Below are 15,432 nucleotides of genomic sequence, written 5' to 3'. Positions count from 1 at the left end.
CGGTATGGGGAAAGCAATTACGGTGCGTGGGAAGTCAGTCGAACAAGCTGTAGAGACGGCGCTTAATATCTTATGCCTGGATTTATCGGACGTCCGTATTCATGTTAACAAAACAGCTGAGTCGAATGATCTTACAGGTGTGGTCAGCAGATTGGCTGAAGTGACAGTGACGCCTGTACACTACACGCAAACTGTTTCCGAACTCTACAGCGAGGATGCAGGTCAAGTGGGGGTTCGGATTCAACAGGGCTATGTAGAAGTACATGAAGCGGTAGGGATGGTACTTCCTACAATAGAAGGAAGTCATGGAGTTTCAATTATCATTAATGGAGAAAAAATAGAAGGTAGCCGACAGATTACGGAAGCAGACACGATTCACATCCGTACAGTAGACGAGCTGACACGTGCGCAGTTATCAATCACAGTACGTGAGCAGGGCGCGCTCGCTTTGTTGACGGTAACTCCAGGTAAAAAGGTTACACGAACTGTAAGAGATACGGAGTATAGTCATAGGTTGGCCGTTGAAGCGAACGAAACACATGAAATCGTAAACGATCTCTCTCAACGGATGATTCGTGATACTTGTACCCAATTAGGGATTAGTGCTCCACTAGATAAACGGGTACTTTGGGAAGCGTGTGAAACTGTCGTACCCTACGAAGCAATTGTTGCACGCGGGATCTTCCCTAAACCTGGACTGGATGGAGATGTGGAAGTACAGATTGACGTAGATGGTATCACGCTTTCTGAAGAGAATAAAGTCAATTACCGAGAGCAGTCAGCTGTACAACTTGTTCAAAAAGGACAATTGATCGCGACTGTCCTTCCGCCTATTCCGGGACAATCGGGAGAGGATGTTTTCGGAAATGAAATCATGGCTGAAGACGGCCAACCTGCACACGTGGAGTTAGGGAAAAATAGTACAAGAACAGGAAGTCATATTTTTGCAAGCTGTTCTGGGAAACTAGTAGTAGAACGGGAGGACATTGCAATTTGCATCGATATCGCGGACTCGCTTGAATTGGAAAAAGTGAATTTTGCAAGTGGAAATATTCGTTTCGATGGAGACGTCGTGGTAAAAGGAACTGTTAGCCAAGGGTGTTTGTTAGAAGCAACAGGCGCTATTGAAGTTGCTGGGGAAATAAGTAAGTCCGATGTATTCGCAGGGAAATCCGTTCATGCAGTTGGCCATGTTTCATCTTCTACAATTGAGGTAGGTGCTCAGGTTTCCTCGGATGCAAATTATGCAACGGATTTAGATGAGATTCTTCCACATTTACATAAGCTAGGGTTATTTATTGAAAACATATGTACTCTTCGAGAGATTGAATTAGCTGAGTTGGATGGACAAGAACTGAATAAGCTTTTCCGAATCGGCCTCGGAGAAACGTACGCCACTTTTCAAGAGCGCATTCAAACGTTTTCGCTTCGTCGAGAACCTATCGCGACAGACTCCGAATGGATACAAGTGCAAACAACCCTATATTGCCTTTTCGTAAATACAATGAATCCCGGTATTCAAAATGGAGTAGAATTTTCGGAGTTACTTGCGAAAGCTGAACAGTTGGTAACACGTCATCGACCTAAAATCGCTCTACCTACAGGTAGGATTACAATTCCCTACGCTCTCAACAGCACCCTTACTTGCTCAGGGTCTATTGACATAACAGGTAACGGCCTTGCGCAGTGTAATGTGTACGCACGACTCGATTTACAAGTAGAGGGGATTTGCAGAGGTGGGGAGTTAACAGCTGATCGACATATCTCTCTTAAAGAATGTGGTTCCAAGCGAGGTGGACAAACCATTGTTCGCACCAAAGACACGGGCTCGATTGTTATTGGTATCGCTCATGCAGGCACAATCCTCATTGTTGGAGAACAATCCTATCAAATACGTGAAACACTGATAGGTGTAACTGCAAAGTTACATGATGGACTATTGAATGTACGATAGTCTCTTTAAAATTGTTCTTTACCCTAGCGTTAGATAACTGTATAATGACATGTGTCATGACAGTAGTTCAGACAGTAAAGGGGAAAAGACAATGGTAAATGCATTAGAACCCGTTTCTTCAAAATCGAAGAAACCACAAACTATATCTCGTAACAAATTATTAGTAATATCCGGTACAGGATGGATGTTCGATGCGATGGACGTCGGAATTTTATCATTCGTCATCGCAGCAATCGCCGTGGAGTGGAATCTTGCACCAGCAGCAATCGGATGGGTTGGTAGTGTAAACTCATTCGGAATGATGGTGGGGGCCATCGGATTTGGCTTACTTGCAGACCGAATCGGAAGAAAACAAGTATTTATGTTAACACTCGTACTATTCTCCATAGCAAGTGGTCTTTCTGCATTCACAACAACGCTTGCAGCATTTCTTATATTACGATTTTTCGTAGGTGCAGGTCTGGGTGGAGAATTGCCAGTTGCATCGACACTTGTTTCTGAAAGTGTAGAAGCAAAAGAGCGTGGAAGGGTTGTCGTTCTCTTAGAAAGCTTTTGGGCTGCGGGGTGGCTAATCGCTGCGTTGATCGCTTATTTCGTTATTCCAACATTCGGATGGCGTGCGGCATTAATTATCACAGCATTACCCGCCTTTTATGCAATCTATTTACGTCGCAATTTAACGGACTCTCCGCGGTTTGTAAAAGCGGGCGAACCGAAACAATCGATTGGTGACAAGCTGAAAGCGTTATGGTCAAAACCTTACCGAAGACGCACATTGATGTTGTGGATTGTTTGGTTCACAGTCGTTTTCTCTTATTACGGCATGTTCTTATGGCTGCCAAGTGTAATGGTGTTAAAAGGCTTCACAATGATCAAGACATTCGGCTACGTATTACTGATGACACTCGCGCAATTACCAGGGTATTTCTCCGCGGCATGGCTAATTGAGCGGACGGGTCGTAAATTCGTATTATCTACGTATTTGATAGGTACTGCACTGAGTGCTTTTGCATTCGGAAATTCAGATACGCTAGCCATGCTCATGCTCTTTGGTGCACTCTTATCGTTCTTTAACTTAGGCGCATGGGGAGCACTCTATGCCTACTCACCTGAACAATATCCTACGTCAATTCGCGGTACTGGGACCGGAATGGCAGCGGGAATTGGTCGAATCGGTGGCATATTCGGACCGCTATTAGTAGGCTCTATGCTAACGGCAGGATATGGCTTCGGGATAATATTCGGCATTTTCTGTGGAGCCATTTTAATAGGAGTTCTAGCGGTTGTCTTCTTAGGCACGGAAACCAAGCAATTGGAACTGGAATAACTTACTCAACAAAAAACAAGCCTCTTAGCGGAGAAGTTCCGCTCGGGGCTTGTTTTGTTTTCGTGCAATGAGCCGCTCTAAACGTGGACGATTGTATCGTTGAGCGATGACAATAGGCACGTTGAATAATACTGCGTACGCAACATTGAGCAAACTTGCCCATACCGGATTCCAAAGAAAGAACAATGCAACGGGTGCGATGGATAGCCAATGAGTTAGTTCGGCACGTCTAGATTCCACTACAAATTCTTCGAGAGAGGACATGTCATTTCCATGCAGCGATTTTTTGGTATACCCTTTTCGGATAACCATCGTGCCGTCAGGAATGAGCTGTTTCCAACTTTTCACTCGGAAGAGACGCTGCCACAAGTTGCCTTGGCGTTCAAAATGGAATGATTCGAAAAGATGTTTGTTTCTAATGAACCACTGAAAGGGGATTCGGACAGTCAATAATGAGATAGCAATGTGGAAAAATGCCCATGCTATGGCATCCACCACAATGATCCAGATTAGTGGTAACTCTACGATAGGCATAACCAGTTCACCTCAATGGTTCGATTATACGTGGACATCGCGTCCTCGCCAGCTAACCGTTTTTCGTACGTGTGTTAAATAAAGGGAGTACACAAAGACAACGGTGAAAAAGACTAATAGCAATGGATAGATGGAGAAGATCCACCAAGAGAAATTTCCGGTTCGCCGTGCTAACCAAGCCATCTCAATGACGTTAAGTAAATAAAGAACTACCGCAAAAGTAATCCAGAAAGGGGAACCGAACATGCCAGTAAGTGCGAGTAAGACAGGACTAACGAATCCACCGGTTATCCACAAATTCACAAGCATCATTACAAATGGATGAGTGGATTTTGAAGCAGTTCCGAAGTTCTTTGTCCATCCTTCAAGTAATTGTTTGAAGCCTTCGGGATACATGCGGAAGCGGATGAGACCTCGTCCCCCATAACAACGAACAGGAAGGTCTTGAGACTGAAACGCTTCACCGAGTGCTAGGTCATCCATGACAGCACCACGGATTCCTGCGTGACCTCCTGAAATGTCATAATCTGCTCGGTTACACAAAATACTCGGACCAAACGATCCAGCACTCGTTAATCGCTCTCCAAGAGGCGTAAAGACATTCATCCCTGCCATAACGATAATGTTGAAAATCATAGAAGCGTTTTCATAGACTTGTTCAATTTGATGATACGGTTGAAGAGATAGAATCCCTTTGCCGTCCATTTGTTCATACGAATTCACATAGCGCAATAAGCTATCCGGCTTTTCAAATGCAGTATCTGCATCCAAAAACAATAGAAACTTTCCTTTAGCTGCCTGGGCCCCTGTCCAACAAGCTGCAGATTTACCAATCCATCCGTCTTCTGGAGGAGTATTACGGATTACGCGTGCATGATAGGAACTAGCGACTTCACTTGTTCGATCTTCACTATCATCGTCAATCACAATCGTCTCAAAAGAAATCCCTTCTTGTTGTGAAAGGGATTGAAGCAAGGGGACTATCCGATGCTCCTCATTCCGAGCGGGAATAATAATAGATATGAACGTCGAATGGTTGGTGCAGGTCACGTCGTCTTCAGCAGAAGGAACAGGCAACCGCCAAAACATGAGCAATCCGCTTAAGAGTCCCAGTAAGATAACGATTGCTGCAACCACAAATGATAGGACTAGCACCTGTTAACCTCCTCTTTTGAGTAGCTTGTTTGTTCCATAGATACATAACTCGTCATCATTTATGCAACCGATCTCGTTTTACGATTTTATCGCTCACTTGCTGACCACTCAAAGTCACCATGGGCATGCCGCTACCAGGATTAACTGTTCCGCCAACGAAGTAGAGATTGTCATAAATCTCACTATGCTTAGGATGTTTGAATCCGCTATTCTTTTTCTTATTCGAAACGGTACCGTAGATGGCTCCACGATCAGATCCATATGTACGCTCAATATCATGTGGAGTCCAGACGTCACGCGTAACGATATGGTCACGCAATCCATGTAAGCCCATCCGTTCAAGCTTATCCAGTACACGAGCTTCAAACTTCAAATAGTCATCGTTTGTGAAAGGGTTATCCTGGATGTATGGTATATGCGGAAGAATTTTTAAGTTTTCGTGTCCTTGAGGTGCTTGTGAAGGATCGGTTTTGTTTGTATTTACGACGTAGAGAGTTGGATCGTCTGGCAACTCATGCTTCTTAAAAACTTTATCCATCTGTTGATGCAGATTTTCCGAAAAGAAAAAGTTGTGGTGATTTAAGAAAGGATACGTTTTACTGACACCGAGGTGAAGAACGAGCCCCGAACTAGAAGGTTCAAATTTCTTCTCCAGTTTTCGGACGAGTTTTTGATCAGTGTCCACCATTTTTTTGTAAAACGGAATGACTTCCATATTCGATACGTAGTAATCGGCTTTCTTGAACGAACCGTCTTCTAGTTCAACACCAGTTATTTCATTCTTTTTGTCGGTGTGAGCACGAACGACACCCAAACCTGTATGTACGTGGACACCGGCTTCTAGAGCGAGTTTTGTTAAACCTTCTGCGAGTTTATGCATTCCTCCAGGTATGTACCAACATCCTTGAACGTGCTGCATGTAAATCATCATATTTAAAACAGCGGGTGCATCGTAAGGAGAGGACCCGACATATTTGATGAAGTACGAGAGCATATCGCGTAAGTGAGGATCGCTGATACGCTTAGCTATTTCATCGTACATAGTTGAATTCAAGTTAAATCCTTTAAGGGAAGTGATCAGGCCATGATGGGCTAGCACTTCTTTTGTTGTATCCAATCCATTTGAAAAATAACCTGCATCTGTAGTATCGTATAGACGTTTCGCATACTTCAAAAACGCATAATACTCTCTAATATCGTCTCGGGTGAGAGATGGATTTCTGCGTTCCATTAGACGTAGGTCCCCGTACAAGTCCAGAACGGTCCCGTCTGGAAAGAAAGAGCGCCACTCGCGACTGAGGCGGGTTATTGGTACATAATCAGCCATGCGTTTTCCGCTGGCTTGGAACAACTTTTCAAAAATATGCGGCATGGTCAAGATAGATGGACCAAGGTCGAAACCAAACCCATCTTGTTCGAGACGGTTAAGTTTTCCTCCTAAATGATTGTTTTTTTCATATAAAGAAACAGTGTACCCGTTTTGTGCAAGGGAAATAGCAGCGGATAATCCACCAAGCCCTCCACCAATGACGAGCACAGATTTGTTAGTCGGTGTCATAGCGATATCGTCCTTCTTTCTGGAGGTCGTTTCAAACAATCGAATCTGCTAAAATTCTAATCATTTCCCGCTTTGTCACGAAATTCTTCCGAGCAAAGCAGTCATAATCATTTTGGCGAACACTCGTTAAAATGCCTCGATAGACTTGTGCAGAAGCAAGCACCGCAAATTGACTGTCCTTATCAAAGTCTCCTATAAATTCAAGAAACTCGTCATAGAGTACTTCAGCTCGTTGCGCTAGTATCTCCCAAATTTCAATGAAGCTAACAGTAATTTGTGCTGAAGCTAACTGTTCGACGCGATAGCCTGCCTTTTGAAGTTCTTGAGAGGGGAGATAGATTCGTCCTTTATCGCGATAGTCTTCTCCTACATCTCTCAGTATATTTGTTAACTGCATTGCCACTCCAAGACTGATTGCTGCATCCGTACAATCCCTAGTGGAGGTGGAGGCGATAATTGGTAAGAGCATTCTTCCTACCGAACCCGCTACATAATAGCTGTACGTTTCAACATCTTCAAGTGTCCTAGGAGTGGAGAAAGAAATGTCCATACGTTGCCCTTTTAGTTGGTCGTAAAAAGGTTCTAAATCCATATCGTATGAGTCGAACACAGTACGTAATGCCCTCCACAAAGGGTGATCGATTTCTTGTCTATTCGCAAAGTGGTTCAGTTCACTCGTTAGTTTGTCTAGGGCAGATAGTTGGGTTTCAGATTCTTGGTTTTCATCTACACTGTCATCAGCTGTTCTACAGAATGCATAAATCGCATAAACGGCTTGTGCTTTTTCTTCAGGAAGTCTGGAGAACGCATAGTAAAAACTCTTGGAATGCCGCTTGATAATCTGCTCACAGTACGCAAAGTCGTCTCGGACAGACATTGTACTAGTCATGTGAAGTCCCCCTTTCAGCGGGTGTGGAATAGAATGCCTTTGTCATCGTGCAACAGTTCTTCAGTGGCAATTCGGGCAGACAATAATACGATTGGAACCCCCGCACCAGGATGCGTGCTACTCCCTGTGAAGTATAAGTTTTCACAATGAGTTGCTTTACTTTGTGGTCTCATATGATTGCTTTGTGAGAGTGTCGGTTGAAGGCCAAACGTAGCTCCATTGTATGCATTAAAACGTTGTTCGAAATCGTCGGGAGTCATGAAAGATTCGGAAACGATTTCTTGTCTAACATTTTCAAAACCTTTGATTTTTTCTAATGCATCGAGGATATACTTTCTATAATGTTGAATGGTTTCTTCATTCCAATCATATTGCGAACACGATTTGTCAGACACCGGTACGAGAATGTATAAACCATCTTTTCCCTCGGGGGCAAGACTTGGATCTAATTTAGAACCGATATAGACGTAAAACGAAGCAGTATCAAGACGTTTTCCAGAAAAAATATCGTTTAAATTACGTTCGAGTTCTTCGTTAAATATAAAGTTATGCGCATTCGGTACATCCTCGTACTTTTTGTCCATTCCTAGATACATTAGGAAACAAGAACAGGAGTACTTCATGTTATCAATCTTTTTATCTGTGTACTTCCCTTTAGCTTTAGGTTCTTTTACTAAATTTTTCATCGCGTAAGGGAAGTCCGCGTTACACATGACAAAATCAGAAGCTATCATTTTTCCGTTCAAGCGGATACCTTTGGCTTCACCGCCTTCGATAACGATCTCGTCGATGGATGAATTATAGTGGACAGTCCCTCCTAGTTCTTTAAACAAACGCTCAAGAGAAGTCGCCATCGTATACATACCGCCTTTGATGAACCAAACGCCATACAGAAACTCAATCATAGGAATCATCGTATATAGGGAGGGGCCACTGTATGGAGAAACACCAATATATAACGTTTGAAAACTGATCATTTGCTTCATACGTTCATTTTTAATGTATTTACTAATGAAATTATCTGCATTGTCAAATGTCTTAAGTTTCAATCCTTGGCGTATCGTTGAAACGTTATAAAAGTCTGAAGGCTTTCGAAATGGTTTTTGTATAAAATGCTCTTTTGCTACAAGAAAGCGTTTATAGATTTCCTGTATGTACTCAAGGAATCCATGCGCATCCTCATCGCTTATGGATTCGAAAGTTTTCATTAATTCAATTAGGTCTGAACTGATTTCATAGTGATCTTCAGGCTTGTCACCGAAGTAAACACTATACATTGGGTCAAGTCGTTGCATGGGAATGTAATCATCAGGGTCCACCCCACATACTTGAAAAACTTCCTTGTACAATTCAGGCATCATAACAATTGTTGGCCCTAGGTCGAACTGATAGCCATCTTGTTGAATTCTGTGCATCTTTCCACCTGGTAATGCTTCTTTTTCATACAATTTGACGTCATATCCAGCATGCTGCAATCGACATGCACTGGCGAGTCCAGCGACCCCGGCTCCTATAACGCTTACGCTCTTTTTCATCTATATCTCCCCAGTTCTATCTAGTAGTTATTCGTTTACTTGTACAACGTTTAATGATAAGGTTGTACAAAAGGTGATGAACAATGCCTTCGATCTCATGTTTTTTCCTATTATACATGAGTTTAAACATTGTACACGAGAAATCTTTGTATACTGTTGTTTCGTTAAAGATATAGTGAGGGAAAATATAGAATTCACAGTTAAGTATATACGAGGAAGAGGCAACCAGCCATGAAAAAAAACCAGGAAACAGGTATTCATGTAAAAGAGGTTTCCGAGATTACTGGACTATCCAGACAAGTGATCAGGAAGTGGGAGGATCGTTACGCTATAATTTCTCCGAAACGTCATGAAAATGGATACAGATTATACTCCATGGAAGATGTCAGTACGCTTATGAAAATCTGTTCCTTGCGAGACAAAGGGTATTCGCTACAGCAAGCGATACACGTCTTCAAAAATCAGAAACCAATACACTCTGTTGTGCAAGAAACGGTAAGCGAATACGTACAAACGCTCTTAGAGAAAGGGTATAATTATGATGAAGCTGGCTTACTGTTATTGTTAAAACAAGCACATCATCGTTATGGGTTAGAAACTTTTCTCAGCAACACTGTAAAGCCTCTGATGCTTGAAATCGGGAAGATGTGGGCAGAGGGAAAATGGGATGAAAGCCAAGAAACCATCACGAGTTTAGTTATCCGGGACTTTTTAGTTCAGATTCGTAGAAACTTCGATGTGGCAGAAGAGGCACCACTCATTCTTGGGTGCTGTTTACCGCATGAAACACATGAAATTCCTTTGCACATTATACTTTTGCATGCCATGATGCATGGTTCGAAAACGATTGCTTCCGGACCCTCACCTAAGTTGTCGTCAATTGAACATCTTGTACAATGTTTAAAACCTAGCAAACTATTGCTTTCAGCGACTACTACAATTCCATTCGAGGAAGACCCCAAACTTTTTGAGAAGTTGGAAGGCATAGCAGAACGAAACCCGGGCACTGAATTCTATTTAGGTGGACAAGGTGCGTTCAATCAGGAGATTTTCTTATCCCCTAAACGAGTGCAATTGGTCTATACCGTGGAGGATATTTTAACGTGAATACTGAAACCTTAAAAGTTGGTGAGTCATAGAGTGTTGAGAAAGTGAGTTCTAACATACACGAATACTAAATTAAACAGAAAACGGGTGATCGATATCATCGAACGTCAACCATTTAGAATTCCTGAATTTGTAGCAGAGATTGGAAAGCAACGGATAGAAGGGTTTCCTGTGGAAGGCTTTGTTTACGGGGAAGGGCCGCGTTATCCGAAATTGATGCTAATTGGTGAGGCGCCTGGTGAAACGGAAGCGCTAGGTGGAATCCCCTTCACCGGCAGAGCAGGTAAAGAGCTCATGAAATCACTCGCTTCAATTGGCCTTTCGAGAGAAGATGTCTATATTACGAGTACTGTCCGCAGTCGACCTTATCGGTATGGTCAAAGAAAAGAACGGGACGGTACCTTTACGGAGCGGAAATACAATCGCCCACCAACTAAAAAAGAAATTTTAGCTCATGCACCTGTTCTCGATTTTGAAATTGCGAATGTGCGTCCAGAGCTTATTGTCACACTAGGGAATGTTGGTTTACAACGTCTCGTTGGTAGTCAGGCGAAAGTGACGGAACTACACGGAAAACCATTGAAGCAGCCGGTGCGGTTTTTACGTGAATTAACGGATGTGGAGTATGAATGGACGGAAGAAATTCATACAATCATCCCAACCTTTCACCCTGCGTCCATCTTTTACCGACCTTCTCATCGTCCGTCACTAGAAGCAGATTGGCTTGAAATTGGGAGGGTTCTAAAAGAGCGTAGCAACGAAGTATGCATTCTTGCACGTGATGAAACTAGTAGAGAAAGCAGGAATTCAGATGGTGAGTAATTCGAAAACCAAATCAGAAACAAAACAAACAAAGGGATCCTTGAAAGAGTTTGCGAACCTGCTGAAACAGTTGGATTGGCCTAGAGGTGTGACAATTGCAGCGCTTGTTCTTGCACTCTTTTCCACGGTCGCTAGTCTTGCAATCCCACTTGTAACCAAGCAATTAGTGGATTCGTTAACGAGTGACTTATTCAACTGGAAAACAGCTGTATTTCTATTTGTTGTATTTATCATCCAAGCAGTACTCGGTGGAATCTCTTACTACATGCTAGCGTATATCGGTGAAACGATTGTTGCCGACTTACGCATAAGACTCTGGGGAAAAGTACTGCGGCTTCCTGTATCCTATTATGATGAAACCGAGACTGGAGAAACGATGAGTCGAATTACACAAGATACAACCATCCTTAAACAACTTGTATCCGATCATTTGGTCTCACTCGTAACTGGAATCATCTCAATCATTGGTGCCGTGGTTATCCTTCTATACCTGGATTGGAAAATGACCCTTATTATGCTTGTCAGTATTCCAATCAGCATGGCGGTTATTTTCCCTCTCGGACGCGTTATGCACAAAATCGCAAAAGCAACACAGGCTGAAATGGCGAAGTTTTCCGGACATCTGGGCCGTGTGCTTGGTGACATACGTCTCGTGAAAGCGTATCGTGCAGAACCACACGAACAGGAAAAAGGAGCAGTTGCCATTCGCTCATTATTCGGATTTGGATTACGTGAAGCGAAAATCCAAGCCGTTATTTCACCCGTAATGACGCTAATTATGATGGGTATTTTAGTTGCGATACTAGGCTATGGAGGTGCACAAGTTTCAAAAGGGGTGTTATCTGCGGGCACGCTTGTCGCGATCATTTTCCTAATGTTCCAGATCATTGTTCCGTTTGCTCAAATGGCTCAAGTATTTACAGTGTTTCAAAAAGCGGTCGGGGCAACAGAACGAATCCAGCAAATTCTTGGCATGGAAAGTGAACGCACTAAAGGCGTGAGTGACGATCCAGAATCCGTTCTAACTTTCCGTGATGTATCCTTTTCGTATGATCATGACAAGCCGATTTTGGAACAAGTAAGTTTTAGTGCGAAGCCAGGAACGGTTACAGCGTTTGTCGGGCCGAGCGGTGGTGGGAAGACCACGCTATTCTCCTTGATCGAACGATTCTATAAACCGACTTCGGGAAAGATTTTTCTTGGAGACCGTCGAGTGGAAGACATTGAACTGTCTGACTGGCGTGGACGCATCGGGTACGTTTCACAAGAAAGCCCTTTGTTAAGCGGAACGATTGTCGATAATATTGCTTACGGACTTAGAGAACGTCCATCGATTGAGAAAATAAGGAATGCTGCATTGGCGGCAAATGCACTTGCATTCATCGAAGAAATGGAAAGTGGATTCGACACACTTGTTGGCGAAAGAGGGATGAAGTTATCCGGCGGTCAACGTCAACGGATTGCGATTGCTCGGGCGTTGTTGCATAACCCATCTATCCTTTTGCTCGATGAAGCGACTTCGAATTTGGATAGTGGTTCGGAAACACATGTCCAGGAAGCACTGCAGCGTCTGATGGAAGGCCGTACTACCTTAATCATTGCCCACAGGTTATCGACAGTGATTGACGCAGATCAGCTGATTTTCTTGGAACGTGGCACGATTACAGGTAGGGGAACACACCGAGAATTGTTAGACACTCATGAAATGTATGAGGAGTTTGCAGCAGGTCAAGGTCTCTCGAATAATTGAATAGTACAGCGGTAAAGCGGACCTTCACAAAAGAAGGTCCGCTTTACTAGTTTGACTTAAAGACAATGACGAGGGATTGTAAATACGAAAAATTGGGTAGACCTGTAAATACAAAAACAAACCATATTCAACTAACGATCTCACATGTCAAGAATTCGTAAGTTTGAGTGGCGAGGAGGAATGCGCTATCCATCAGCCAGTTGATCAAAGTTTTTTTGAACGTCCCGTATTAGAGCTGGCTCGAGGTTTAATTGGATGTCTAATTGTCCATGAACTCCCGACAGGACCTGTTGTTGCACGCATAGTAGAAACAGAAGCCTATCACGGGGCCGAAGACCAAGCTGCCCACAGTTTTAATAGTCGCAGAACAAAGCGGACAGAAGTGATGTTCGGAGAACCAGGAAGTGTCTATACGTATCAAATGCACACACATACATTGATGAACGTCGTCTGCGGACCGGTCGGTACCCCACATGCAATCCTGATTCGAGCTGCTGAACCCGTTGAAGGATTAGAATATATGCGAGAGCGCCGAGGTGAAAAATTGGCGATGAAAGATTGGACGAATGGGCCTGGAAAACTTACGAAGGCGCTCGGGGTCACGATGGATTACTACGGTCATCATTGGACGAAACACCCTTTGTACATCGCGGAATCGGAGGCCGTTGGTGAAATCGCCACGAGTTCTCGTGTAGGGATTGCGAATGCCGGAGAAGCTGTGGATTACCCGTGGCGCTTCTTCGAAAAAGACAATGCTTTTGTTTCTAAGTTCCGACCGTAGGTTTACTTTCAGTACAACTGTGGAAAATAAAGAGTAGAAGAGAAATAAAACAAATTTCAAAGGAGTGCATATAAGAATGGCTAAAATCGCAACAGTACTTACCAATATGTTCGAGGACTCTGAATACGCAGATCCGGCGAAAGCATTTCAAGACGCTGGACATGAAGTGATTACAATTGAGAACGAAGCAGGTAATGTCGTAAAAGGAATGAAGAAAGGAACACCGGTTAGAATCGATAAAGGAATCAATGAAGTGAATCCTGATGATTTTGATGCGTTATTCATCCCTGGTGGTTTTTCACCCGATCAGCTCCGCGCAGATGAGCGATTCGTGAAGTTTACGAAAGCATTCATGGACGCAAAAAAACCTGTATTCGCAATTTGTCATGGACCACAGTTGCTATTGACTGCAAAAGCATTAGAAGGACGAGATGCTACTGGATTCAAGTCTATTCGAGTCGACATGGAATATGCAGGTACTAAGTTCCATGATGAGGAAGTTGTCGTCTGTCAAAACCAGCTGGTGACGAGTCGTCAGCCTGAAGACATCCCTGCATTCAATCGTGAAGCACTCAAATTATTAGAAGTATAATTTAGTAAAATAGACATAACTATTAAGAAGACCCCTTTGTGGGTCTTCTTTTCACTGAGTTGAAAAGCGATTCAATGAGTGGTAAATTTAACAAAGTGTTTACATATGTTGAATAGTTGGAAAAGTGGGAAGACGGGAGTGGTACCTGTTGGGTGAATGGTTACTTGTCTTAGTAATTACAGTAGTAATCTTTTCATTTATACTAATATTTGTAGTCCGTAATGCAATTGACAATTCCGCAAGATTGAAAAGACTAGAAGCACTTCTGGAACAAATTGCGGAGGGTGTAAAAAAAGATACATAATGTTGTTGTACGTGTATATGAATTAGGGGGAACCAGCTTGAAAGTATTAAAAATGGCAAGCGCTTTTATTGGAATTATCGTTGGGGCAGGATTTGCTTCAGGGAAAGAAATCGTTCAGTATTTCACCAGTTTTGGTATGCTCGGTATACTAGGAGCAATCGTCTCCACCGTATTGTTCGCGTATTTCGGTATGGTGATCATGCGTATTGGAAGTCGGATGCAAACCAACTCACATAAGGAAGCAGTCTATACAATTAGTGGTAAATACTTAGGGATAATCGTAGATGCAGTTATTGTCATTACACTATTTTCTGTTGGCGTTGTAATGATTGCAGGAGCAGGATCTAACTTGAATCAGCAATTTGGACTTCCGCCATTTGTAGGTAGCTTACTCATGGTGATTCTCGTATTCTTAACCGTCTTAATGAATGTGGATCGCGTAGTTTCCGTTATTGGTAGTGTTACACCGTTTCTAATTCTCGCAGTCATTATTGTGGCTGTATATTGTTTGTCCACGATGACGGATTCGTTTTCAAGCTTAAACAGTATCGCGACAAGCATACAGACACCATTGCCGAATTGGTGGGTTTCCGCCATCAATTACGTTTCCTTTAATATTGCTGTAGGTGCATCGATGTCACTAGTTATGGGGGGCGCTGAGAAAGACGAAAAAGCTGCTGCACTTGGTGGTCTTGTCGGTGGTCTTGGACTTGGAATTATGATCATCCTGAGTCACTTAGCAATATTCTCTAAAATCGAAACTGTGAAAGATGCAGACTTGCCAATGCTCGCCATTATTAATGACATCTCGCCGATACTTGCAATTCTGATGGCAGTTGTCCTGTACGGGATGATATTCAATACGGCGGTCAGTATGTTCTATTCGTTCGGAGCACGATTTACGAAACGTGGAACGACTCAATTCCGTAAGTTTACATTTGTCATACTTATCATTGGGTTCGGCTTAAGCTTCGTTGGATTCTCGGCATTGTTGGACTTCCTTTATCCGTTCATCGGTTATATCGGTTTGTTCCTCATGTTGACGTTGCTGATCGCATCGTTCAGACTACCTAAAAAAGCACTTAGAAGACAACTAAACAAAAACAAGCCGTCATCGGATTAGC

The 15,432-nt window shown here is 43.0% G+C and carries 14 protein-coding genes; 9 read left to right on the top strand and 5 right to left on the bottom strand.

Annotated features, from left to right (window positions below):
- Positions 1 to 4 precede the first annotated feature (4 nt).
- Entirely contained in the window at positions 5 to 1,954 is a 1,950-nt protein-coding gene (locus ACRPI0_RS13735) for a flagellar assembly protein A (protein ID WP_432353276.1), read from the top strand.
- Between the two features lie 91 nt (positions 1,955 to 2,045).
- The gene (locus tag ACRPI0_RS13730; protein WP_432353274.1) at positions 2,046 to 3,281 is read left to right on the top strand and encodes an MFS transporter; all 1,236 of its coding nucleotides are present in this window, start codon (positions 2,046 to 2,048) and stop codon (positions 3,279 to 3,281) included.
- A 24-nt stretch (positions 3,282 to 3,305) separates the two neighbouring features.
- Here ACRPI0_RS13730 and ACRPI0_RS13725 read toward each other — a convergent pair whose 3' ends face one another.
- The 5 genes from ACRPI0_RS13725 to ACRPI0_RS13705 are packed head-to-tail and all read right to left on the bottom strand — an operon-like array spanning position 3,306 to position 8,952.
- Positions 3,306 to 3,815 carry a glycosyl-4,4'-diaponeurosporenoate acyltransferase gene (locus ACRPI0_RS13725; RefSeq protein WP_432353272.1) on the bottom strand — a complete coding sequence of 170 codons (510 nt, stop codon included), beginning with the start codon at positions 3,813 to 3,815 and terminating at the stop codon, positions 3,306 to 3,308.
- Positions 3,816 to 3,839: 24 nt separating this feature from the next.
- Positions 3,840 to 4,970, bottom strand: coding sequence for a glycosyltransferase family 2 protein (locus ACRPI0_RS13720; RefSeq protein WP_432353270.1), 1,131 nt, complete (start codon positions 4,968 to 4,970; stop codon positions 3,840 to 3,842).
- 55 nt (positions 4,971 to 5,025) lie between these two features.
- Entirely contained in the window at positions 5,026 to 6,528 is a 1,503-nt protein-coding gene (locus ACRPI0_RS13715) for a phytoene desaturase family protein (protein WP_432353268.1), read from the bottom strand.
- A 31-nt stretch (positions 6,529 to 6,559) separates the two neighbouring features.
- Positions 6,560 to 7,417 (bottom strand): phytoene/squalene synthase family protein, encoded by an 858-nt coding sequence (locus ACRPI0_RS13710; protein ID WP_432353266.1) that lies wholly within the window; start codon positions 7,415 to 7,417, stop codon positions 6,560 to 6,562.
- Positions 7,418 to 7,431: 14 nt separating this feature from the next.
- Positions 7,432 to 8,952: a phytoene desaturase family protein gene (locus tag ACRPI0_RS13705; protein WP_432353264.1), complete on the bottom strand. Its 1,521-nt coding sequence runs from the start codon at positions 8,950 to 8,952 to the stop codon at positions 7,432 to 7,434.
- Between the two features lie 231 nt (positions 8,953 to 9,183).
- Between ACRPI0_RS13705 and ACRPI0_RS13700 the strand changes: the two genes are divergently transcribed.
- The 7 genes from ACRPI0_RS13700 (at position 9,184) to ACRPI0_RS13670 (ending at position 15,431) form a co-directional block, all read left to right on the top strand.
- The gene (locus tag ACRPI0_RS13700; RefSeq protein WP_432353262.1) at positions 9,184 to 10,059 is read left to right on the top strand and encodes a MerR family transcriptional regulator; all 876 of its coding nucleotides are present in this window, start codon (positions 9,184 to 9,186) and stop codon (positions 10,057 to 10,059) included.
- 87 nt (positions 10,060 to 10,146) lie between these two features.
- Entirely contained in the window at positions 10,147 to 10,881 is a 735-nt protein-coding gene (locus ACRPI0_RS13695; protein ID WP_432353260.1) for a uracil-DNA glycosylase, read from the top strand.
- Positions 10,871 to 12,631 carry an ABC transporter ATP-binding protein gene (locus ACRPI0_RS13690; RefSeq protein ID WP_432355971.1) on the top strand — a complete coding sequence of 587 codons (1,761 nt, stop codon included), beginning with the start codon at positions 10,871 to 10,873 and terminating at the stop codon, positions 12,629 to 12,631. Before ACRPI0_RS13695 ends, ACRPI0_RS13690 begins: the two co-directional genes overlap by 11 nt.
- A 187-nt stretch (positions 12,632 to 12,818) precedes the next feature.
- The gene (locus ACRPI0_RS13685; RefSeq protein ID WP_432355970.1) at positions 12,819 to 13,412 is read left to right on the top strand and encodes a DNA-3-methyladenine glycosylase; all 594 of its coding nucleotides are present in this window, start codon (positions 12,819 to 12,821) and stop codon (positions 13,410 to 13,412) included.
- A gap of 76 nt (positions 13,413 to 13,488) precedes the next feature.
- A complete protein-coding gene (locus tag ACRPI0_RS13680) occupies positions 13,489 to 14,004 on the top strand; it encodes a type 1 glutamine amidotransferase domain-containing protein (RefSeq protein ID WP_432353258.1) in 516 nt (171 codons plus the stop codon).
- Positions 14,005 to 14,152: 148 nt separating this feature from the next.
- Positions 14,153 to 14,308: a hypothetical protein gene (locus tag ACRPI0_RS13675; protein WP_432353256.1), complete on the top strand. Its 156-nt coding sequence runs from the start codon at positions 14,153 to 14,155 to the stop codon at positions 14,306 to 14,308.
- Positions 14,309 to 14,360: 52 nt separating this feature from the next.
- Positions 14,361 to 15,431: a YkvI family membrane protein gene (locus ACRPI0_RS13670; protein WP_432355969.1), complete on the top strand. Its 1,071-nt coding sequence runs from the start codon at positions 14,361 to 14,363 to the stop codon at positions 15,429 to 15,431.
- The last annotated feature ends 1 nt before the right edge of the window (position 15,432 follow it).

Origin of the sequence: Sporosarcina sp. A2, from assembly GCF_050858885.1 — a bacterium.
In the GTDB taxonomy this organism is placed as follows: domain Bacteria; phylum Bacillota; class Bacilli; order Bacillales_A; family Planococcaceae; genus Sporosarcina.
The sequence above is the reverse complement of the archived record's forward strand: the minus strand, read 5'-3'. Positions and strand labels throughout refer to the sequence as shown.